Origin of the sequence: Phocaeicola intestinalis (genome assembly GCF_014837065.1) — a bacterium.
Taxonomy (GTDB): Bacteria; Bacteroidota; Bacteroidia; order Bacteroidales; family Bacteroidaceae; genus Phocaeicola; species Phocaeicola intestinalis.
Map to the genome: position 1 here is coordinate 44,224 of NZ_JACSPP010000013.1, position 22,845 is coordinate 67,068.

General features: G+C 47.2%; 19 protein-coding genes. 13 read left to right on the plus strand and 6 right to left on the minus strand.

Annotation, left to right across the window (positions count from 1 at the left end):
- Positions 1 to 12: 12 nt before the first annotated feature.
- Positions 13 to 1,584, plus strand: a complete 1,572-nt coding sequence (locus H9625_RS06190) for a peptide chain release factor 3 (protein ID WP_022041222.1) — start codon at positions 13 to 15, stop codon at positions 1,582 to 1,584.
- 75 nt (positions 1,585 to 1,659) lie between these two features.
- A complete protein-coding gene (locus tag H9625_RS06195) occupies positions 1,660 to 1,812 on the plus strand; it encodes a hypothetical protein (protein ID WP_158098054.1) in 153 nt (50 codons plus the stop codon).
- Between the two features lie 35 nt (positions 1,813 to 1,847).
- Here H9625_RS06195 and H9625_RS06200 read toward each other — a convergent pair whose 3' ends face one another.
- Positions 1,848 to 2,738 (minus strand): hypothetical protein, encoded by an 891-nt coding sequence (locus tag H9625_RS06200; protein WP_087249338.1) that lies wholly within the window; start codon positions 2,736 to 2,738, stop codon positions 1,848 to 1,850.
- Between the two features lie 205 nt (positions 2,739 to 2,943).
- Between H9625_RS06200 and H9625_RS06205 the strand changes: the two genes are divergently transcribed.
- The 5 genes from H9625_RS06205 (at position 2,944) to H9625_RS06225 (ending at position 8,976) form a co-directional block, all read left to right on the plus strand.
- Positions 2,944 to 4,254, plus strand: coding sequence for a DUF5690 family protein (locus H9625_RS06205; protein WP_087212815.1), 1,311 nt, complete (start codon positions 2,944 to 2,946; stop codon positions 4,252 to 4,254).
- Between the two features lie 17 nt (positions 4,255 to 4,271).
- Positions 4,272 to 5,498, plus strand: coding sequence for an NAD(P)/FAD-dependent oxidoreductase (locus H9625_RS06210; protein WP_191763455.1), 1,227 nt, complete (start codon positions 4,272 to 4,274; stop codon positions 5,496 to 5,498).
- A gap of 137 nt (positions 5,499 to 5,635) precedes the next feature.
- A complete protein-coding gene (locus H9625_RS06215) occupies positions 5,636 to 6,394 on the plus strand; it encodes an electron transfer flavoprotein subunit beta/FixA family protein (protein WP_191763457.1) in 759 nt (252 codons plus the stop codon).
- A 249-nt stretch (positions 6,395 to 6,643) separates the two neighbouring features.
- Positions 6,644 to 7,849, plus strand: a complete 1,206-nt coding sequence (locus H9625_RS06220) for an electron transfer flavoprotein subunit alpha (protein ID WP_191763459.1) — start codon at positions 6,644 to 6,646, stop codon at positions 7,847 to 7,849.
- A complete protein-coding gene (locus tag H9625_RS06225; RefSeq protein ID WP_191763461.1) occupies positions 7,846 to 8,976 on the plus strand; it encodes a porin in 1,131 nt (376 codons plus the stop codon). The genes H9625_RS06220 and H9625_RS06225 overlap by 4 nt, the downstream gene beginning before the upstream one ends.
- A 71-nt stretch (positions 8,977 to 9,047) precedes the next feature.
- Here H9625_RS06225 and H9625_RS06230 read toward each other — a convergent pair whose 3' ends face one another.
- The 3 genes from H9625_RS06230 to H9625_RS06240 form a co-directional block, all read right to left on the minus strand.
- Entirely contained in the window at positions 9,048 to 10,271 is a 1,224-nt protein-coding gene (locus H9625_RS06230) for a clostripain-related cysteine peptidase (protein WP_191763475.1), read from the minus strand.
- 2 nt (positions 10,272 to 10,273) lie between these two features.
- Positions 10,274 to 10,681, minus strand: a complete 408-nt coding sequence (locus H9625_RS06235; RefSeq protein WP_022041230.1) for a hypothetical protein — start codon at positions 10,679 to 10,681, stop codon at positions 10,274 to 10,276.
- Between the two features lie 224 nt (positions 10,682 to 10,905).
- On the minus strand, positions 10,906 to 11,766 hold the full coding sequence (locus H9625_RS06240; RefSeq protein ID WP_022041231.1) for a sigma-70 family RNA polymerase sigma factor: 861 nt from the start codon (positions 11,764 to 11,766) through the stop codon (positions 10,906 to 10,908).
- 208 nt (positions 11,767 to 11,974) lie between these two features.
- Here H9625_RS06240 and H9625_RS06245 point away from each other — a divergent pair, with 208 nt between their 5' ends.
- Positions 11,975 to 12,157 carry a hypothetical protein gene (locus tag H9625_RS06245; RefSeq protein ID WP_191763463.1) on the plus strand — a complete coding sequence of 61 codons (183 nt, stop codon included), beginning with the start codon at positions 11,975 to 11,977 and terminating at the stop codon, positions 12,155 to 12,157.
- 89 nt (positions 12,158 to 12,246) lie between these two features.
- Here the strand turns inward: H9625_RS06245 and H9625_RS06250 are convergent, their stop codons facing one another.
- Together H9625_RS06250 and H9625_RS06255 are read right to left on the minus strand one after the other, a co-directional pair.
- Positions 12,247 to 14,451: a sodium-translocating pyrophosphatase gene (locus H9625_RS06250; RefSeq protein ID WP_022041232.1), complete on the minus strand. Its 2,205-nt coding sequence runs from the start codon at positions 14,449 to 14,451 to the stop codon at positions 12,247 to 12,249.
- A 170-nt stretch (positions 14,452 to 14,621) separates the two neighbouring features.
- On the minus strand, positions 14,622 to 16,088 hold the full coding sequence (locus H9625_RS06255) for a potassium/proton antiporter (protein WP_162608581.1): 1,467 nt from the start codon (positions 16,086 to 16,088) through the stop codon (positions 14,622 to 14,624).
- A gap of 772 nt (positions 16,089 to 16,860) precedes the next feature.
- Here H9625_RS06255 and H9625_RS06260 point away from each other — a divergent pair.
- Genes H9625_RS06260 through araA form a run of 5 tightly spaced genes read left to right on the plus strand, consistent with a single transcriptional unit; the run spans position 16,861 to position 22,743 of the window.
- On the plus strand, positions 16,861 to 18,606 hold the full coding sequence (locus H9625_RS06260) for a sodium:solute symporter (RefSeq protein WP_022041235.1): 1,746 nt from the start codon (positions 16,861 to 16,863) through the stop codon (positions 18,604 to 18,606).
- A gap of 40 nt (positions 18,607 to 18,646) precedes the next feature.
- Complete coding sequence (locus H9625_RS06265; protein ID WP_022041236.1) at positions 18,647 to 19,801, plus strand: aldose epimerase family protein; 1,155 nt, start codon at positions 18,647 to 18,649, stop codon at positions 19,799 to 19,801.
- A gap of 4 nt (positions 19,802 to 19,805) precedes the next feature.
- The gene (locus H9625_RS06270) at positions 19,806 to 20,492 is read left to right on the plus strand and encodes an NUDIX hydrolase (RefSeq protein WP_225226302.1); all 687 of its coding nucleotides are present in this window, start codon (positions 19,806 to 19,808) and stop codon (positions 20,490 to 20,492) included.
- Between the two features lie 5 nt (positions 20,493 to 20,497).
- Positions 20,498 to 21,187 (plus strand): L-ribulose-5-phosphate 4-epimerase, encoded by a 690-nt coding sequence (locus H9625_RS06275; RefSeq protein ID WP_022041238.1) that lies wholly within the window; start codon positions 20,498 to 20,500, stop codon positions 21,185 to 21,187.
- 29 nt (positions 21,188 to 21,216) lie between these two features.
- The gene (gene araA / locus H9625_RS06280; protein ID WP_191763465.1) at positions 21,217 to 22,743 is read left to right on the plus strand and encodes an L-arabinose isomerase; all 1,527 of its coding nucleotides are present in this window, start codon (positions 21,217 to 21,219) and stop codon (positions 22,741 to 22,743) included.
- Positions 22,744 to 22,845 lie beyond the last annotated feature (102 nt).

The window sequence follows — 22,845 nt, forward strand, 5'->3', positions numbered from 1 at the left end:
AAAATAAGAAATATGGCAAATCAGGAAATAGAAAGAAGAAGAACATTTGCGATTATTGCACATCCGGATGCCGGTAAGACTTCGTTGACGGAAAAACTGTTGCTTTTCGGAGGGCAGATCCAGGTGGCAGGTGCTGTAAAATCGAACAAGATTAAGAAAACCGCTACCTCCGACTGGATGGATATTGAGAAGCAGCGTGGTATTTCGGTCACTACATCGGTGATGGAGTTTGATTATCGGGATTACAAAGTAAATATCCTTGATACACCTGGTCACCAGGACTTTGCGGAGGATACATACCGTACGCTTACGGCGGTGGATAGCGTAATCATCGTGGTGGACGGGGCGAAAGGTGTGGAAACGCAGACACGCAAGCTGATGGAAGTGTGCCGTATGCGCAACACGCCGGTGATTATTTTCGTCAACAAGATGGACCGTGAGGCTAAAGACCCGTTCGACCTGCTGGACGAGCTGGAAGAAGAACTCGTTATCAATGTGCGTCCCTTGACCTGGCCTATCGAAAGCGGACCGCGTTTCAAGGGTGTATATAACATTTATGAGAAGAAGCTGAACCTGTTCCAGCCTTCCAAGCAAGTGGTGACGGAGAAGGTGGAAGTGGATATCCATACCGAAGAGCTTGATAACCACATTGGCGCTCCTTTGGCTGAAAAGCTCCGCAACGATTTGGAACTGATAGAAGGCGTATATCCCGAATTTGATGTCAATGAATACTTGAAAGGTGAACTGGCACCTGTATTTTTCGGTTCTGCATTAAATAATTTTGGCGTACAGGAATTGTTGGACTGCTTCGTGGAAATTGCTCCCAGTCCCCGGCCGGTACAGGCAGAGGAACGTGTGGTAATGCCCGACGAGCCTAAATTTACCGGATTCATTTTTAAGATTACGGCAAACATTGACCCTAACCATCGTTCGTGCGTGGCTTTCTGTAAGGTATGTTCGGGTAAGTTTACACGAAATACGCCGTATTTGCATGTGCGGCAAGGCAAGACAATGCGTTTTTCTTCACCCACTCAGTTTATGGCTCAGCGCAAGACCACAGTAGATGAAGCGTGGGCAGGCGATATTATCGGTTTGCCGGATAACGGTACGTTCAAGATTGGCGACACGCTGACCGAAGGCGAACAGTTGCATTTTAAGGGATTGCCCAGTTTTTCGCCTGAAATGTTTAAGTACATCGAAAATGCAGACCCGATGAAGACCAAGCAATTAAATAAGGGTATTGACCAATTGATGGACGAAGGCGTGGCGCAATTGTTCATCAATCAGTTTAACGGACGTAAGCTGATAGGTACGGTAGGGCAGTTGCAGTTCGAGGTAATCCAGTATCGTCTGGAGAACGAATACAACGCAAAGTGCCGTTGGGAGCCGGTCAGCCTGTACAAGGCTTGCTGGATAGAAAGCGATGATATGGACGAACTGGAAGCATTCAAGAAACGGAAGTTCCAGTATATGGCAAAAGACCGCGAAGGGCGTGATGTCTTCCTTGCCGACAGCGGATATGTGCTACAAATGGCTCAGAATGATTTCAAGCACATCAAGTTTCATTTCACCAGCGAGTTCTGATTTGTTTTTTCACCACAGATTACACGGATTTAGAAGCTGTTTTGAATTTATCGTGCGCTGATTTGGGATGAGTTTTTGAGGCATTTCCGCTTCTGTGATGAGGAAGATAGCGGGCTATCTGACGAAGAACAGGAGCGAAAAGGACCAAAAAATCGCCCAAAGCACACACGAAAACGGATACATCAAGCCAAAAAAAACTTTTTGGAGAAATTCAAAACAGCTTCTTAAATCATTCTTACTCCATGTAATCGGTGGTGAATTTGTTATAATAGCTTTAGCAGTTCTTTTTCCCTCATCAAATCGTTTACGTTTTTTTCGGGAGATACCAGCATCATGCTTCTTATCACGTCTCCTTGTTGGCAAGTATAATCATAATACGCTTGCTGTTCTTCATTCAGTTTGTCTTTTGGAATGACTTCCGTACGCATTTCGGCAAATTCTTCTAAGGGGATTTCATTCCCTTGGCGCACGAAGACTACCCGTCGGGCGATGGGGTTGCGGCTATAATCGTGCGTCAGGTAGATGCCTTTCATCCAACCGGGGTATTCGATAAGCGGCAATTGCAAGAAGACTACTTTCAGTGCCAATTGCAAGTGCTTTTGTTCGTTGAACATCAGATACCCTATCTGGAAGGGAGAGAACACGCCCACGCCTGCATAATAATCGCCATTCATGTTTTGCGAATAAACTTTGGGCAACGCATCGCCGTCGGTGATAGAAGCTATCATATACGGTTCCACTTTCAGCCCGTCGGAGAAAGAAGACGAGCTGTACGCCAAATACAATCCGGTATAGATGCCTGCATTGGGCAGGTAGCGCAAGGCTTCTTTCTCGATGTCATCCAGAAACGGGCGGGCATTGTTCTTGTTGCTCGCCTGCCGGGGCTCGATATGGTTTACCTTATCATATAAGGTGTCCAGGCATCCCAGCAGTTTGCGTTTCGATACGTTGTTTACTTGTTGCAGGGCTTTGTCTAATGCCGCTTCCTGCTCTTCTCCGCCCGAAACAAGATTGACATACATCGGAAGTACGGAAGAGTAGAGCGACGACAATACGCTCGAAGCGATGTCGGTCTCTTCGGATATGTCTTTCATCCTTACCCCCGATTCGCGGAGCTTTTTCATTCGTTCGTAAAGGGAGAGTAATCTGTCCATAGTCGTTTTGTCGATTTTTTGCAAATGTACGGTTTAGATGTTACAGCAATATTTCAATTGTTTCATTTCGGTGACATTATCTTGATATAAAGATGAATTTATAAATGCCCTGTAAAAGAGGTTTATAATACATCATAAATTAATTCTTTCAGAATCAAGGGCGGGATAGCTTTGCACTCGAAATCAGACTAAAACGTTGAAAGATATGAAACAATTGATTAAAAACAGGAATTTATCGGAAGTGCTGCTCATCTTGTGGGCAGGAGGTGCGGCATTGCTTTCTTATTCGTTGGTGTATGCCTTGCGCAAGCCTTATACGGCGGCTTCGTTTGAAGGATTGGAGTTCTTTGGAAGCGATTACAAAGTGGCGGTGACCACCATTCAGATTTTGGGTTATGTGATTGCCAAGTTTTTCGGCATTAAGATTATTTCGGAACTGAAGAAGGAGAACCGCTTCCGTTTCTTTGTAGGTTCGGCAGTGCTTGCCGAGGCGGCATTGGTAGGGTTCGGATTGCTGGATACTCCTTGGAATGTCATCGCGATGTTTGTCAATGGCCTTTCGTTGGGCTGCATGTGGGGCGTGATATTCAGTTTTATCGAAGGACGGAAAGTAACCGACATTCTGGCAAGCCTGTTGGGTGTAAGCATGGTGTTCAGTTCGGGCGTGGCGAAAAGCTTTGGGTTGTTTGCCATGAACGAAATGCACATCAGCCAGTTCTGGATGCCTGCGGTCATCGGCGGTTTTGCCTTGCCTTTGCTGGTGCTGATGGGATACATGCTGAAGCGGCTTCCGCAGCCCACGGCAGAAGACATCGCCCTGCGCAACGAGCGTGTGACGCTGGACAGCAAGGGACGCAAGGCGCTCTTCTTGAAATACGCGCCGATATTGACCTTGTTGTTTGTCGGCAACTTCATGCTCCTCGTTTTGCGTGACATCAAAGAAGACTTCCTGGTGTACATCTTGGACATGAGCAACCAGTCGTCGTGGATGTTTGCCCGGATAGATACAATTGTGACGCTGATTATTTTAGGCATTTTCGCCCTGTTCATCTTCTTCCGCAGCAATATCCGCGCGCTGCTTTGGCTGATGACCCTGGTGATTGCCGGATGCCTCACCATGACGTATGTGTCTTATCATTACGATACGCTCGACCTCTCGCCCGTGATGTGGCTTTTCATTGAAAGCTTGTCGCTGTATATCGCTTACCTGACTTTCCAGACGGTTTTCTTCGACCGGTTTATCGCTTGTTTCCGAATCAAGGGGAATGTAGGTTTCTTCATAGCGATGATTGACTTTATCGGCTATCTGGGCACGGTGACGTTGTTGTCTACCAAAGAGTTGCTCAATATTGAGGTAGAATGGTTCGCCCTGTTCAATCATATCGCTTGCGGCGTGGGCGCCTTGTGTACGGTTCTGTTTACCGTTGCGGGAATCCTCATTTACCGTAAGTACAACGCTACGCTCGAAGCGAAGAAGGCTGATGAAATGTGTGTGAACGCGCAATATAGTATGTAAATATATAAACAAGGAATATGGAAAAGACTTACGATGTAGTCATCATTGGTGGCGGATTATTGGGATGCGCTACTGCTTATCAGTTGGCAAAACGGAAAGCCGGAAGAATCTTGCTGCTTGACGGAAACGAAATCGCTTCGCAAGCATCGGCACGTGCGGCTTGTCTGTTGACTCGTGCCCGGACCAAACCGGCTTTGATGGAACTGGTGCAGGAAACCTATGATTGCATCGCTGAAATAGAAGACCTGTTGGGTGAATCGCTGGAGCTTCAACAGTGTGGAAGCATTACGATTGCTTCGTCTGAAACATCGTTGAAAGGACTGGAAGCCTTGGAAGAAGCTGCAACCCGTTTTGGCATACCTAATGAACGTATTACGAAAGACAAAGTGAAGGCATTGCTCCCGTGGATAGATGCGGAAGCGGTGGATGTGGCGCTTTATATGCCCACCGATGCCTTTATCGATTCAGCGCTGCTTTGTTCGGGTTATGCCAAGGCGGCTGCCCGTTTGGGCGTGACGCTTCGTCCGAATTGTAAGGTGAAAGAGATTATGGTTGAAGGCGGCCGCGTCTGCGGTGTCCGGCTGGCTGACGGTGAATGCATTGAAGCCCCGGTTGTGGTCAATGCGGCAGGTTCGTGGGCCAATCTGTTGATGCGTCCCCTCCATGTAGGGCTTCCGTTTACGCCGGTTCGCAGCCATTTCTGGATAACGAAGATTGACAAGGAGCGTTTTCCGGCAGGGCATCCGTTTACCGTGATTCCCGATGCCCGTGCCTTCACCCGCTCGGATGTGGGTGCCTTGATTATCGGTTTGCGCGAAAGCCGTTGCCAGTCGTTCGACCCGGCTACTCTGACCGGACAATTGGAAGATTTTGATTTCCGCAAAGAAGCCGAATGGACGGTGCTCGACGAATGTGCGCCGCTGCTGAAGCCTTACTTGCACGATATTGACGATTTGCCCATTGCGCATTACATGGCAGGCCCGTCTTGCTATGTGCCCGATGCCATGTTCATCATCGGTCCGGTGCAGGCATACGCAGGACTGTTCACCGTTACCGGATGCTGCGGAGGCGGAGTTGCGGCAGGCGGAGGCATGGGGCGGCTGGCTGCGGAACTGATTACGGGTGAGACTCCTTTTGTCAATCCGGCGTTGTTCGCTCCCGAACGCTTCGGCGAGGTAGACCCGTTCTCGCCCGAGTTTCAGCAGCGTTGCGCTGATGCCCGTTCGAACAAGAAAGGCGGATAAGTTTGGGATTTGTTGCCCACGCCGTGGGGAAGGTTTCCAGCTTTAGGATTTCATGTTGTACATTGCGGGAAGCTTTCGCACGCCTAAACTGGACACAACGGAAAAATAGTAAATGGTAAACAGTAAAATAGTCAATAATGAAACGGTATATTGTATTTTTGAAACAGGTTCCTCAGTCGACTAAAGTGGAACTTAACCCGGTGACAAAGACATTGAAGCGTTCTTCGGCATTGAGTCGGACGAATCCGGATGACTTGTATGCCTTGCAAATGGCGCTCGACTTAAAACGAGATACCGCAGCCGAAGTGGTTGCGGTCAGCATGGGGCCGGCCTCGGCAGAAACCGTATTGCGCGAAGCGTTGCAGCGGGGCGCCGACCGGGCGATATTGCTTTCTTCTCCAGCTTTTGCCGGAAGCGATACGTGGTGTACGAGCCTGGTTCTGGCTGCGGCTGTGCACAAGATAGGAGCGTACGACTTGTTGTTCTTCGGCAAAATGGCCATCGACGGCGATACGGCGCAAGTGGGGCCGGAAGTGGCAGGGCAGCTGGATATTCCTCAAGTTACCTGCCTGTCGGCCGTCGGGCAGCTGACCGAACATACGATAAGCGTCAGCCGGAAAGCGGGGGCGTATTTGCAGCGGATGGAAATCGAGTTGCCTTGCGCCGTGATGGTAAGCCGTGAAAACGGCGAACTGGATTGCATGACTTTATCGGGCTGGCGCCGGGCGCAACGGCAGGAAATCCTTCGTTGGGACGAGAAGGACCTGGGCATAGATGCGTCTTCCGTAGGGCTGTATGCTTCTCCTACGCGGGTGGTATCGACTGCGGTGCCTGTCCGGAAAAAAGAAATCAACTGGTGTGCGGATGCAGCCGCATTTGCTGAAGCAATTAAATAAGTGTGCAAAATGATATGATCAGAAACACAGATTTTCGCGGATTAGCGCAGATTATTTTTATTTACGATTTGACAATTTACTATCTACTGTTTGAGCATTAAATCGTACTTTGTAAATCGAAAAATAGTAAATCAAAAGAATCCGTGAAAATCTGCGTTAATCTGCGTTTCTGAGATGGCTACATTATATAAATTAATTCTCAACATTTACTTATTAAACGAATCTTATCACTTATAACGAATGAATCTTATGAATGAACATACTGCCTCTTTTGCGCTTCAAGTGCGCGAGGACCAATGTATCGGTTGTGGAATGTGTGTGGACGCTTGTGCTTACGGCGCCATCCGCATGGCGGAATATCCGGAAATCGACCCGTATAAATGCCGTTTGTGCGGAAGTTGCGTGCAAGCCTGCCCTTCGGAGGCTTTGGCGTTGAATGAACCGGAGACGCAGACGCAAATTTCCGGCGGAACGTCTAAAGGTATTTGGGTGCTTGCCGAAACAGAAGCGGACGGAACCCTTTCTGCGGTTACAAAAGAATTGTTAGGGAAGGCTGCCGTTCTGGCAGAAAAGCTGCATCAGGATGTAGAGGCTCTTTTAATCGGGAGTGAATCGGATGCGGCGGTGTCTTCGTTGGCGGCGTATGGAGCACAGCGGATACATCTTGCCGGGCATTCGTCGTTGGCTTCGTTCATCGAAGAAAATTATGCCCGTGCTGCCGTTCAGGTTATCCGCGAATGCCGTCCGGACATCTTGCTGGTAGGCGCAACGCCTCGTGGACGTGGATTGTCTGCCCGTATCGCGGCTCTGCTCCAAACAGGTTTGACTGCCGATTGTACGGAGTTGGACATTGATGCCGAAACAGGCCTGCTTCAGCAGATACGTCCGGCTTTTGGCGGAAACTTAATGGCTACGATTGCTACTCCGGCGCACCGTCCGCAAATGGCTTCGGTACGTCCGGGAGTGATGAAAGCGCGTGAAGCGGACCCTGCCTTGAAAGGGGAATGCATCCGGCATGATTTATCGGACTTTAAGTGCGACGGTCATATCCGCTTATTGGACGAGGTATTGGAAACAGCCGGCGGGGATTCGTTGGGGAACAGCCGGATTGTGATCGGAGTAGGGCGTGGCGTGAAGAAAAAAGAAACGGTAGAGCGTATCTGCCAATGGGCAAAACGATTGGGAGCAGCTGTTGCCGGGTCGCGTGCTGCGGTAGAAGCCGGTTTGATTGACGCGCATTTGCAAGTAGGGCAGACCGGCCAGACCATTGCTCCGGACCTGTATATCGCTATCGGCATCAGCGGGCAAATCCAGCACACGGCAGGCATTGCCGGTGCGAAACGGATTATCGCCATTAATCCGGACAAGACTGCGCCGATATTTAATGTGGCGGATTACGGTTGGGCGGTTCCGGTAGAAGAAGCGCTTCCTCAACTAATGGCTGTGCAGGTATGAAGAAAATCGTAGCTGGATTGTTGAGTTTCATTCTCCTGTTGGGAGGAGTGACAACGCAGGCGCAAGAGCAGCTGAAAGTAAAGTTCCGTTCGCGTGCCCTGCTCGATGCCGCCGTGTCGGGTTATGGCAAAGAAGACGTGCAAGGCTATTATCGGCTGGAAGATTTCCGGGTCGGGTTCAAAGCGACTTACGGGCAGTGGGAGGCAAAAGCCGATATCGGATTGGGAGGAGGTAAAGTAGCGATAAAGGATTTGTTGCTGAATTACCACTTTAAGAACAGTGTGCTTTCGCTGGGCAATGCGTACGAGCCTTTTTCGATGGATATGTTGATAAGCACAGCCGACTTGCGCTTCCATCAGTCGGCTGCATCGGTCTTGGCTTTTACCGATAGCCGGAAGTTGGGTGCAACGTATCATTTTTATACCGATTCGTGGTATCTCGCTACGGGTGTCTATACGCATAATGATATCAATAAGATAGGGAGCAGTCAGAAGAATGCCTTTGTATCGACTTCCCGTGCCGTATGGCGCAAGCAAGGGGAAGACCATCGGTTGATTCACGTAGGCGGTGCCTTTTCTTTCCGCACGAAACAGGTCAATACCGAAGAGCCGCCTGTGGGTACGGTAGATAGTGAGGGCATTACATCGATGTTTCCTGCTTCGTTGCTTGAAGCTGAAGTGCCGAATATGGGAACAGAGGTGAAAGGGGTAGTTGAGGCATTATACACCGCTCCACGCTGGATGGTTCAAGCCGAATATTATTTCGACCGTTTGAACCGCACGGATGGCGGGAAGGCATACCGTCCGCACGGGGGATACATTCAAGGCGGTTTCTTGTTGAAAGGACGCGGCTTCGAATACGATGCGATGTATGGCATACCGAGCCGTCCGGCTACTCCACAAGCTATCGAACTGGTTGCCCGCTTGAATTATACGGACATGAACGATAACCGTGCAGGAATTTATGGAGGTGAGGAGACCGACTTGTCTTTAGGTGTAAACTGGTACATCAACCAATATTTAGGAGTGAAGCTGAACGGCAGCTATGTATGGGTAGGGGAGCATTGCAACGCTTTTTATAAGAAAGACTTCTTTCTTGCCCAGCTTCGGTTGCAGTATATTTTCTGAAAAGGAAAAGGCGCGGAAAGAATCAGAATCCTGATTGTTTCTGCGCCTTTGCAACTTATGTGTCATAAACCTTATTCACTCCATACTGCTTGATACCACGAAATGGCGGAACGGTAATAGTCGTTCCATCGGGTATCGGGGACGGCGTCAGGAATGTACATGCCTATGCCGCAATACTTGCTTTCATCAGTTAATATCGAACCATACGGATAGGAATGACTATTCGTAATGCAGCTTTTGGCAAGTACAGTTTGATCAAGTGTTTGTTGGAATAAGACCGGAAGTTCTCCTTCATTCAATTGTTTAATGAAATCGGCAACATCGAATGAGAAATATCTAAAATCAGTAGATCCATTCACTCCATATTGTTGGATAGAATGAAGCGAAAGGTTTTCAAGGGCGGAAGCATGTTGGTCTATCTGCTCTCTTACGGCATTGGCAAAAGCATCCATTTGTGTGCAATCCACTACGGCGTATGTCCCCCATAGCCCTCTGCTTTTATTGAAATTGATGACATTTTCGCAAAGTTTGTCGAAGTCGATTTTGTCTTGATACAAGTTATTCAATATCTCGTGGTAAGGGAAACCTACTACTGGTGTTTCCAATACCGAAGCGATGCAATAGCGTGTGGCGTGACGCAGTTCGTAGCACACTTCGGCGGTTTGCATCATGCAGGCATCGAATAGCACGAAGTCGAGATTGTCTGGGAAAGTCTGTTCCAGTACGTCGGCAAGTTCGGGGATGTTGATAGAGTTATAGACATTCCCGTCTTGTCCGAATGATTTGGTAGCAATGTCTGTGCCTGCAGCAGGCATCCAGCTGGTAGCATGTGAACCGAAGATAAGTCCATAGCTGAGCGAGGGAACAATGTCTGCCATCATTTGCAAGTTGGCACGCATCACTTCCGGATCGGTTGAAGTTCCCGTTACGGCAGTATAGCGGTTGGCCTGTGCGATGACGTTGCCTTGAGTGATGTCATTGCCTTCCAAAGCTGGTTGTCCGTTGATTTGCCCGTGTCCATCAGAGAAATAGGCAAGGATTTGCGCTTCGTTAATGTATTGGTTGCTGGAAGTCGGTTTGTAGTAAATGAGCAGCGTGCATGAGTCTCCACTTTCAGCAAGGCTTTCGTACATCCATTGTACATTGTTCATAATATCTTCGTCCAGATTGTTGTTGGCAATCAAATAGGCAAGTATGGCACGCTTGGCCTGTACCGGCTGTTCATGTTCGGGTATTTCGTCCGAACAGCCCGTCAGGATGAAAAGTGAAACAATGTATAGGAATAATTTTCTCATAATCAATAAATCTCTGCTTTTTCAAATTTGAATTCAGGGTCTACGTCAAGAAGCACCAGCGTATTTCCCTTCTGGTATTTTTCTTTCAGCTTGTTGATTTCCTTTTGCAGGTTTTTCTTTTTTTTGTTGTAGTAAACGAAGCACGTACGGTTTTTCCCGTTTTCCTGTTGTTCCAGGTATTCTTTTAGCTGGATGCTGTATTGTGCACGTCCTACCAGCAATCCGTCACCGCCTACCATGGCACTGTCTACATATTGGATATCTGTGAAATAAACCAGTGAGTCACTGAATGAAGCCGATACTCCAGCGATGTAGACGCCGTATTTGTTCTTGTTTTTCGGCGATTTGGCAAGAACGGGTATCACGATGGATGCAATGAGCAAAAAGCAAAGCAGTTTAATCTGTTTCATAAATTTATAAGTTTTACAAAGCAAAAGTAAGCAATTGTAGGCATATATGAAACCGTCTGGAGTGAAATTAACATATTTAAGTTCGTTTTCGGAAGGAAGTCATTGGCTGAGCGTGGCATTCCTTTACCTTATTATATAATATAGCTTGCAGGGCATAATAGTGAAAAAGCTGTAAGTGTCCGTAGACCTTACAGCTTTTTGTAAATTCGGAAACCGATGTTCGTTTATCCTAAATAAGATTTGAGCAGTTTGCTACGCGAGTTTTGTCTTAATCTTCTGATGGCTTTTTCCTTAATCTGGCGTACACGTTCGCGTGTCAGTCCAAATTTGTCACCAATTTCTTCCAACGTCATTTCTTGCGTTCCTATACCGAAAAACATCTGGATAATTTCCTTCTCTCTTTCGGTCAACGTAGAAAGCGCTCTGTCGATTTCCCTCGAAAGTGATTCATTCACCAAGGAGCGGTCCGCCATAGGGGAGTCGTCGTTTACCAGCACGTCCAGTAGGCTGTTGTCTTCTCCTTCCACGAAAGGAGCGTCTACAGAGATGTGGCGTCCTGAAACTTTCAGCGTGTCCGAAATCTTGTCTACCGGGATTTCCAGTTCGTCTGCCAGCTCTTCCGGTGACGGACGGCGTTCGTTTTCTTGTTCGAATTTAGAGAAAGCCTTGCTGATTTTGTTCAGCGAACCTACCTGGTTCAATGGCAAGCGCACGATACGGGATTGCTCGGCCAGTGCTTGGAGAATAGATTGACGAATCCACCATACGGCGTAACTGATGAATTTGAAACCACGGGTCTCGTCAAACTTCTCGGCAGCCTTAATCAAGCCCAGATTTCCTTCGTTTATCAAGTCTGGAAGGCTCAATCCTTGGTTTTGATACTGTTTGGCCACTGATACTACAAATCGCAGGTTTGCACGTGTAAGTTTCTCTAACGCTGCACGATCGCCTTTGCGAATACGCTGAGCGAGTTCCACTTCTTCCTCTACCGTAATCAGGTCTTCGCGTCCGATTTCCTGAAGGTATTTGTCCAAAGAGGCGCTCTCTCGGTTAGTGATACTTTTGGTAATCTTAAGTTGTCTCATTATTTATACCGAATTTGGGAACAAAGATAAGAATTTTTCCTGATATAATAGCTCTTGATTTAATATAAATTGGGTGAATTAACAAAAATATGCTTCTGTCTGCTTGGATTTTTTTGTTTTAGGCAAAAATTTTTTAGGAATTTCTTAGAAGCTGTTTTGAATTTATCGTGCGATGATTTGGGATGGGTTTTTGTAGAGACGTAAAATCTTGCGTCTTTACTATGAGGAAGATAGCGGGCTACCTGACGAAGAACAGGAGCGGAAAGGACCAAAAAATCGCCCAAAGCACACACGAAAACGGATACATCAAGCCAAGAAAAACTTTTTGGAGAAATTCAAAACAGCTTCTTATGTTGCCAATTATAGTCAGAAACAGTTTCAAAGAGCCTGAATGAAAAATTAATTGAATATCCGAAACATTCCATGTAGGGGCGTACCGCATACACCCCTACATATTAATATTCGTGTTTATTGCCGTTGTCAGAACAGGCTCCATGCCACAGTAAGCCCTGCCATTACGATAGCAACCATACTCATCAGTTTTACAAGAATGTTCAGGCTGGGACCGGATGTGTCTTTGAACGGGTCACCTACGGTATCGCCTACTACAGTGGCACGGTGCACTTCGCTTCCTTTTCCGCCAAAGTTTCCTTCTTCCACATATTTCTTGGCATTGTCCCAGGCACCTCCGGCATTTGCCATAAAGATGGCTAGCACGAAGCCTGATGAAAGTCCGCCAATCAGCAGACCGATGACACCCGGTACACCGAAGAGCAACCCCGTAACTATAGGAGCGATGATGGCAAGCAGAGAGGGGAATACCATTTCGCGTTGGGCGCCTTGTGTGGAAATCTGTACACACCGGGCGTAGTCAGGCTCGGCATTTCCACTCAGGATGCCTTTTATTTCACGGAACTGGCGGCGCACTTCTTCTACCATGCGCGAGGCTGCACGCCCTACAGCATTCATCGTAAGACCGCAGAAAAGGAAAGACATCATACTGCCAATGAACATCCCTGAAAGCACTTTAGGATTCATTAGTGTAACATCGTAATAAATCATGAAGTCGTCCAGTCCTGCCTCGTGGATGGCTATCTGGATGCCGTTGGGAAGTTCAAGGATGGCGGTTCCGATACGTTCCAGTCCGATACGTACTTCTTCGATGTATGAAGCCAGCAGGGAGAGTCCTGTAAGGGCTGCCGAGCCGATGGCAAATCCTTTTCCGGTAGCTGCGGTAGTATTGCCCAGCGAGTCGAGCGCATCGGTACGCCGGCGCACCTCTTCGCCCAGCTTGCTCATTTCGGCGTTTCCTCCGGCATTGTCGGCAATGGGGCCGTAAGCATCTGTGGCAAGGGTAATTCCTAAGGTGGAAAGCATGCCTACCGATGCGATTCCGATGCCGTAAAGTCCCATCCCAATGTTGGTGAAGTCGAATCCTGAAGCTAGCCAGTAGGAAAGGATGATGCCTGCTACTACGGCTATGACTGGGATGGTAGTGGAAATCATTCCCAGTCCGATGCCGGAGATAATAACGGTGGCAGGTCCTGTCTTACCACTTTCGGAGAGCTTGCGTGTGGGTTTGTATGATTGTGAAGTGTAATATTCGGTAGACTGCCCGATGATGATTCCTACCAGCAGGCCTACGATGACAGCCAGTGATATGTTTACCCAGTTGTCCAATCCTAAAAGCCAAAGGATGAGAAACGTGCCGATGATGATGAAAAACGAGCTGAGGTTGGTTCCGGTAGAAAGTGCTTTCAGCAGCTCTTTCATCGTAGCGTTTTCGCGTGTGCGTACTGCAAAAATGCCGATAATGGATAGGATGATGCCGATGGCAGCTATCAGCATCGGTGCGATGACTGCCTTGAACTGCATTTCGGTGTCTCCTGTGCCGATAAAAGCAGCGGCACCCAGTGCGGCGGTGGCAAGGATGGAGCCACAATACGATTCGTAGAGGTCGGCTCCCATACCTGCAACGTCGCCTACGTTATCGCCTACATTATCGGCGATGGTTGCCGGGTTACGCGGGTCGTCTTCAGGTATTCCGGCTTCAACTTTGCCTACCAGGTCGGCTCCTACATCGGCGGCTTTCGTGTAGATGCCTCCGCCTACGCGGGCGAAGAGAGCCTGTGTGGAAGCTCCCATTCCGAAGGTGAGCATTGTAGTGGTTATGACGCAGAGCTTTGAGGTAGGGTTCAGTGCATTGTCGGGGATGCATCGTTCCAGTAAGAGATACCAGAAGGAGATGTCGAACAAGCCCAGTCCTACTACCACCAGTCCCATGACTGCTCCGCTTCGGAAAGCGATGCGCAGGCCTTTGTCGAGTGAGGTACGGGCGGCGTTGGCAGTACGTGCTGAGGCGTATGTGGCGGTTTTCATTCCGAGGTAGCCGGACAAGCCGGAGAAGAACCCTCCTGTCAGGAATGCGACGGGCACCCAGTGGTTCTGGAGGTTGAAGCCGTATGCCATGATGGCAAACAGGAGAGCAAGTCCGATAAACACGAGTGTCACCACTTTATATTGTTGCTTGAGGTACGACATCGCCCCACGGCGTACATGTTCGGCGATTTTCTGCATCTCGGGTGTTCCTTCGCTTTCTCCTTTCATCTGTTTATAGAAGAAAGCCGCCAAGGCAAGTGCCAGGAACGAGGCGGCTGGAGCAATCCAGAAGAGATAGTTTTCCATAATGTTATGATTTTGAATGGTGTGTCGGTCTTGCAGACAAGTTTTACCTTGGGCACAAAGACATACAGAGGTTTTTCCTGTGGGCTGTGTGGTCGCCGGGTGATGCGTATTGTCTGTTCTTGTAATTTTCTCAAAGGTAAGGAAAAAATCTCTTCGGTTTGTTTCCTGATTTACAGATTTTGTCGCTTTTTCTGTTTATTTTCAGAAATGAGCAGGAGTTTGTCACCTTCATGAAGTTCTATTTGTCCGTTGGGAATGATGAATTCGTTTCCGCGTTTTACCAGCATCACCAGTGTGCCTTGAGGCAGGTTCATGTCTGCCAATCTGTTTCCTTCTTCCAGCATTTCGGCGGTGAGGGTCAGGTCGTCCAGTCGGGTATCTATTTCATCGGGAAGCTCTACGCCGAATGCGTTTCCTTCTTTGGCTTGGGGCATGTCGAGCTTGAGCCAGCGTGCCATCTGTGAGATGCTCATCCCTTGAATGACAAGCGAGAGAAGGGTGATGAAAAATACAATGTTGAACAATTGGTTTGACCCTGGGATTTCAGCTATGACGGGGTAGGTAGCGAAAATGATGGGAACAGCTCCACGCAGCCCTACCCATGATACGAAGAGCCGTGCACGTAGGGAAATGTTCCGGAAAGGAAGCAGGCAGAGGAACACGCTTACTGGACGTGCCACTACAATCATGAATGCACCGATAAGCAAGCCGATGCCTGCGATACCTATCATCTCATGTGGGTTTACCAGCAGTCCGAGGGCGAGGAACATGATGATTTGGAAAAGCCATGTCAGCCCGTCCATAAAAGTTTGTGTCTCTTTCCGCGATGCCAGTTTGGCATTGCCTACGATGACTCCGGCTATGTAGACCGCCAGATAACCGTTTCCGTGTACCAGGTCGGTGGTAGTAAAGGTAATAAATACAATGCTCAGCAGGAGGATGGGGTAAAGAGAGGTATTAGGTAACTCGATTTTGTTGATGAGCCATACGGCGAACTTGCCTGCTGCATAGCCGATTGTTCCACCGAAAAAGAATTGTACAAGCAGGTCGCGTGCGATGATTCCGGCATGCAAATCTGTTCCGCTTCCAATGACTTGTATCAGCACGATGGTAAGCATATATGCCATGGGGTCGTTGCTTCCGCTTTCCAGTTCCAGCATCGGGCGCAAGTTTTCTTTCAGGTTCATCCGTTGTGAGCGGAGCAGGTTGAATACCGAAGCCGAGTCGGTGGATGACATTGTGGCGGCAAGTAATAAAGAGGCGAGTAGGGTCAGCTGAATGTCTGCTTTTGTATGGTCGGATAAAAAATAAATGAACAGCCCCGTCAAGAGGGTAGTGACCAGCACGCCTGCAGTAGACAGAAGTATCCCTTGAGGCAGTATGGGCTTGATTTCGCGGAACCGTGTGTCCATCCCTCCCGTGAACAAGATGATGCTCAGCGCTATCATTCCTACGAACTGGGCATCTTTCGCGCTGTTGAACTGGATGCCCAGTCCGTCGCTCCCGAAAAGCATTCCTACCAGGAGGAAGAGCAAGAGGGTGGGGATGCCGAACTTATATCCGGTCTTGCTGATGAGAATACTGATGAATATCAGGATAGAGCCGATGAGTAGAATGTTTTCTGCAGTAATCATTATGAGTCTTGTTCTTTTTTAAAGGTTGATGAAAAGTGTCCATGCAAAGATAATACAAAAAAGTGAGATACAGGACAAATCCTTAGAAACAGTTTTGAATTTATCGTGTGCTGATTTGGAATGAATTTTTAAGGTATTTCCGCTTCTGTAACGAGGAGGATAGCGCGGACTATCTTTGCAGGATGCAGCCGGTTGCGGAAACCCGCGGATATAGGTGCGCCGGCAAACGCATATAGGTCCATCCGCTGTAAGATTATTAATCTTCAGGCTGCAAGATTATTAATCTTACAAGCGGAAGATTATTAATCTTACACCAGACGAAGTTATCTGCACTGGGGGAAAAAGATAATAACAACAACTAAATATGAGTCAAAAGCAGAGGTAAAAACCGGAATATCGCAATTGCAAGCCTACGAGGATAAGAAATGCAGTCCGGTCTTTTTGAGGCAGCACCTGTCATGTCTGAATGCCTTTATCGGTGGAATCATATATGTGCAAAATTACTTCCGCCAACGGGTGTTGGATATATAATAAGGTGTACAGAATAGGTATCGGTTGCCGGGAAGTGGACAATAGAACAGGTTTTGGCAGAAATTTGTCCAAATATGTTGTGTAACACACAAATTTATGAACATAACTCGTAAGGAATTTGTAATATTGCAGTCGAATTAGTGTAAATGATACACTTTACTGATAATGGCCGGTTCTTGTAACTTGCGTGACCTTTTGGACATCTAATTAACATGAAACATAAATTAAAAAAACAAACGTGATTATGAATTGGAATTCAAGTGAATTTGTTTGGCTCGACTGGGCGGTTCTCGTCATCGGGGTCATTCTGATTGCGTGGGCGGTGTACCGTGCAATCCAAAAAGACAAAAAGCAACAACAAGGGGCTAACAGTGAAGATTACCTCTTCGGAAAAGGAGAGCCGTGGTACATTATCGGTGCGGCTATCTTTGCCGCCAATATCGGGTCGGAACACCTGGTCGGACTGGCAGGTACAGGAGCCAAGGACGGCGTTGGTATGGCACACTGGGAGATGCAGGGCTGGATGATTCTTATCCTCGGATGGCTGTTCGTCCCCTTCTATCAATTATTGAACAATAAGTTGGGCAAGATTATTACGATGCCTGACTTCCTGAAGTTCCGTTATACGAAGCGTACCGGTTCGTGGCTTTCCATCATTACTTTGATTGCATACGTGCTGACAAAAGTTTCTGTAACCGCATTCACCGGAGGTATTTTCTTCGAATACTTATTGAATATCCCGTTCTGGTACGGTGCTATCGGGCTGATTGCTATTACAGCGGTATTTACTGTTTTCGGTGGAATGAAAGGTGTGATGACCTTGTCGGCTATCCAGACTCCTATCCTCATCATTGGTTCTTTCCTTGTCTTGTTTTTAGGACTGCATCTGTTGGGAGATGGAAGCATTGCCGAAGGCTGGTCGCAGATGATGGCTGTATGTAATGCTGCCCACGACGGCTTTGGTACTACGCACATGTTCCACACAGATCCGGCAGATCCGATGTATCCCAAATTCCCGGGTTATGTAGTGTTCCTCGGTGCGTCTATCATTGGTTTCTGGTATTGGTGTACCGACCAGCACATTGTACAACGTGTGTTGGGGCAGACTAAGGGCGAAGACAATTCAGTAGTAATGGCACGTGCCCGTCGCGGTACGATTGCAGCCGGTTATTTCAAGTTGTTGCCTATCTTCATGTTCTTGATTCCGGGTATGGTGGCATACGCACTCTCGATGAAGGCGGGAAGCGGTATTGAGATGGATATCACTAACACACATGATACTGACGGTGCATTTGCCATGATGGTGAAAAATATCTTGCCGGCAGGGGTCAAAGGTATTGTGACCATTGGTTTTGTATGTGCCCTCGTTGCATCGTTGGCAGCATTCTTCAATAGCTGTGCTACGTTGTTTACCGAAGACTTTTATAAGCCGATGAAGAAAGGCATGAGCGAGAGCCATTATGTGTTTGTAGGCCGTCTTGCAACGGTAGTTGTTGTGCTTCTGGGATTGGCTTGGATGCCGATTATGATGAACATGGGTAACCTGTACTCTTACTTGCAAGACATTCAGTCACTGATTGCTCCGGCAATGGTGGCGGTGTTCTCGCTGGGTATCTTCTCAAAGAAGATTACTCCCAAAGCCGGCGAATGGGGACTTATCGGTGGCTTTTTGATTGGTATGGTGCGCTTGTTCACCAATGTCGTTACCGAATCGGGCACCAAGGTGATGGAAGGAGCTTTCTGGGAATACACGTCTTGGTTCTGGCAGACCAACTGGCTGGTGTTTGAAGTATGGTTGCTTGTATTCATTATCATTCTGATGGTTGTTGTGTCTTGTTTTACACCCGCTCCGTCCAAAGAACAGGTGGAAGCGATTACCTTCACCAAAGATTACAAGAAGGCTATCCGTGAGAGCTGGAATAAATGGGATGTCATCGCCACATTGGGTGTTGTTGCCTGCTGTGCAGCTTTCTACTGGTATTTTTGGTAAAGAGTAGATGAATGATGTTTTAAATAAAAAATAATAAGCGATGAAAAACATTCGGAATTCATTTTTAGGAATGAGTGCGGCACTTGCCTTGATGGCATCTTGCACTACGCAGGAACAGAAACCTGCATTGACCCTTTCGGGATTGGATCCTGCCAATTTTGAAACGACTGTAGACGGGACAAAAGCGGTTAAACTTTATACGTTGACAAATCATAACGGAATGGAAGTCTGCATTACAAACTTTGGCGGACGTATTGTCTCGCTGATGGTGCCGGACAAAAATGGCACGATGACAGATGTGGTGTTGGGCTTCGACAGCATTGCCGATTACCAGAATATCCCGAGCGATTTCGGAGCAGCCATCGGGCGTTATGCTAATCGTATTAATAAGGGGCAGATGAAAGTGGACGGCACTCTGATTCAATTGCCGACAAACAATTTCGGACATTGTCTGCACGGTGGACCTACCGGTTGGCAATATCAGGTGTATGAAGCAAATCAGACCAACGACAGTACTTTGGTCTTGACGATGAACTCGGCAGATGGCGATAATAATTTCCCGGGTAATGTGACTGCACATGTGACTTACGCATTGACAGCCAATAATGCCATCGATATCAAGTATGATGCTACTACCGACAAGACCACGGTAATCAATATGACCAACCATTCATACTTTAACCTGAATGGCGACCCCTCCAAGCCTGGAACCGACCAGATTCTGTATGTTGCGGCGGACAGCATTACTCCTGTCGACAGCACGTATATGACCAATGGCGAGATGATGGCTGTAAAGGATACTCCATTCGATTTCAATACGCCGAAGCCTATCGCTCCGTCTGTAACCGATTTTGAAAACGAACAAGTGAAGTTCGGTAATGGATTCGACCATAACTGGGTACTGAAGACTAAAGGCGATATCAGCCAGGTAGCAGCCAAGCTGACCAGCCCGACTTCGGGTATCAGTCTGACCGTATACACCGACGAGCCTGGTATCCAGGTTTACACAGGAAATTTCTTGGATGGAACCGTGAAAGGTAAGAAAGGCATTGCTTATCCGCAACGGGCTTCTGTATGTTTGGAGACTCAACATTATCCGGATAGTCCTAATAAGCCGCAATGGCCTTCGGTTATCCTGGAACCGGGTGAAACTTATCAGAGCCATTGTATATTCCAGTTCGGTATAGAAAAATGATTTTATGAACGATGTGTCTACATATTACAAGAATAATCCGAAATTTTTCGTCGGTATTGATTGCATCATATTCGGTTTTGAGAAAGAACAATTGAGCTTGTTGTTGCTTCAGCGTAATTTTGAGCCGGCAAAGGGTCAGTGGTCTTTAATGGGCGGTTTTGTCCAGGAAAATGAAAGCGCGGATGATGCGGCAAAGCGTGTGCTGTACGAACTGACCGGATTGAAGGATGTTTATATGGAACACATCGGAGCTTTTGGCAAGATAAACAGAGACCCGGGTGAACGGGTTATCTCGCTTGCTTATTATGCACTCATCAATACGAATAAATACGACCGGGAGCTGGTGCAACGGCATAATGCGTATTGGGTAAATATTGATGAGATACCTGATTTGATTTTCGACCATAACCAAATGGTAGAAAAAGCCCGGACGGCCATGAAGGAAAAGGCTTCTACCGCTCCCATTGGTTTCAATTTGCTTCCAGAGCTTTTTACACTTACGCAATTGCAAAGCTTGTATGAAGCTATTTATGGCGAACCAATGGATAAACGCAATTTCCGGAAGCGAATTGCGGATATGGGTTATATCGAGAAAACAGATAAAATAGATAAAACAGGTTCTAAAAGAGGGGCTTATCTGTACAAGTTCAATGATAAGGCTTATCAGCGGGACCCGAAATTCAAACTATAAGACTTATGTTAGAAGATTTGAAAGAAAAAGTGTTTCAGGCAAACCTTGATTTGGTGAAACATGGATTGGTGATTTTTACATGGGGTAATGTATCTGCTATCGACCGCGAAAAAGGGCTGGTAGTGATTAAGCCCAGTGGCGTAGCTTACGATGTAATGAAAGCATCGGATATGGTGGTGGTAGATTTGGATGGCAATGTAGTGGAAGGTGATTTACGTCCTTCCAGCGATACGCCGACTCATCTGGTTCTTTATAAGGCATTCAAGGAAATAGGTGGGGTGGTGCATACGCATTCTACGTATGCTACTGCATGGGCACAGGCCGGATGCGACATTCCGAATATAGGGACTACACATGCCGATTATTTTCACGAAGCCATCCCTTGTACGGCGGATATGACCGAAGAAGAGGTGAAAGGCGATTATGAATTGGAAACCGGAAACGTGATTGTAAAACGTTTCGAAGGAATGAATCCGGTTCATACTCCGGGTGTATTAGTGAAAAATCACGGACCTTTTGCGTGGGGTAAGGATGCTCACGATGCAGTTCATAATGCTGTAGTGATGGAGCAGGTGGCAAAAATGGCAAGCATTGCATATGCCGTCAATCCGCATCTGACGATGAACCCCCTGCTGGTAGAGAAACATTTCAGCCGCAAGCATGGTCCGAATGCTTACTACGGACAGAAGAAATAACATACTAACTTTTTAAAATACATAGAACTATGAGCACATTTGATCAATTTGAAGTATGGTTCGTAACAGGAGCTCAGCTTCTGTACGGAGGCGATGCTGTTATCGCAGTAGACGCACACAGTAATGAAATGGTAGCTGGATTGAATAACAGTGGAAATCTTCCGGTTAAAGTAGTATATAAAGGTACGGCTAACTCTTCAAAAGAAGTGGAAGCAGTAATGAAAGCAGCCAATAACGATGAGAAATGTATCGGTGTTATCACGTGGATGCATACTTTCTCACCTGCAAAGATGTGGATACATGGCTTGCAACAATTGAAGAAACCGTTGCTTCACCTGCATACTCAGTTTAATGAAGAAATTCCTTGGGATACCATGGATATGGACTTTATGAATCTGAACCAGTCGGCACACGGTGACCGCGAGTTCGGACATATTTGCAGCCGTATGCGTATCCGTCGTAAAGTAGTAGTTGGTTATTGGAAAGATGCGGAAACCCAACGTAAGATTTCCGTTTGGATGCGTGTATGTGCAGCTTGGGCAGATGCACAGGACATGTTGATTATTCGTTTTGGCGACCAGATGAATAATGTAGCCGTAACGGATGGCGACAAGGTAGAAGCTGAAGTTCGGATGGGATACCATGTAGACTATTGTCCGGTAAGTGAACTGATGGAATATCACAGCCAGGTGAAAGACGAGGATGTAAAAGCATTGGTGGATGAGTATTTCCAGCTGTATGACCATGATAAAGAACTGGAAGATCAACGAACGGAAGCCTATGGAAAGGTATGGAATTCGGCTAAAGCGGAACTTGCCTTGCGTGCTATTTTGAAGGCAAAAGGTGCGAAAGGCTTCACTACTAACTTTGATGATTTGGGTCAGACAGACGGAAGTCATTTCGACCAGATTCCGGGACTTGCATCTCAGCGTCTGATGGCAGAAGGTTATGGCTTCGGTGCTGAAGGTGACTGGAAATCAGCAGCCTTGTACCGTACGGTATGGGTGATGAATCAAGGTCTGCCCAACGGATGTTCGTTCTTGGAAGACTATACGTTGAACTTCAATGGTGAAAGAAGTGCTATCCTGCAGGCACACATGTTGGAAGTTTGTCCGTTGATTGCAGCTCAAAAGCCACGTCTGGAAGTACATTTCCTGGGTATCGGTGTCCGTAAGAGCCAGACTGCCCGTTTGGTATTCACTTCAAAGACGGGTACTGGATGTACAGCAACAGTGGTGGATATGGGTAATCGTTTCCGTTTGATTGTAAACGATGTAGAATGTATTGAACCGAAACCGCTGCCTAAATTGCCGGTAGCTTCTGCATTGTGGATTCCGCAGCCTAATTTTGAAGTAGGTGCAGGTGCATGGATTTTGGCTGGTGGAACTCACCATTCTTGCTTCTCATACGATTTGACTGCAGAATACTGGGAAGATTATGCCGAAATTGCGGGTATTGAAATGGTACATATTAATAAGGACACCAATCTCAGCGATTTCAAGAAAGAACTTCGTATGAACGAAGTTTATTATATGCTGAATAAAGCTCTTTGCTAATAGTTGATCGGAACACAGAGACACGGAGCACTGAGGTTTTATTCGTAAATAGATTCTCTGTGCCTTTGTGTCTCTGTGTTTTATTTTTATTATTTATTATAA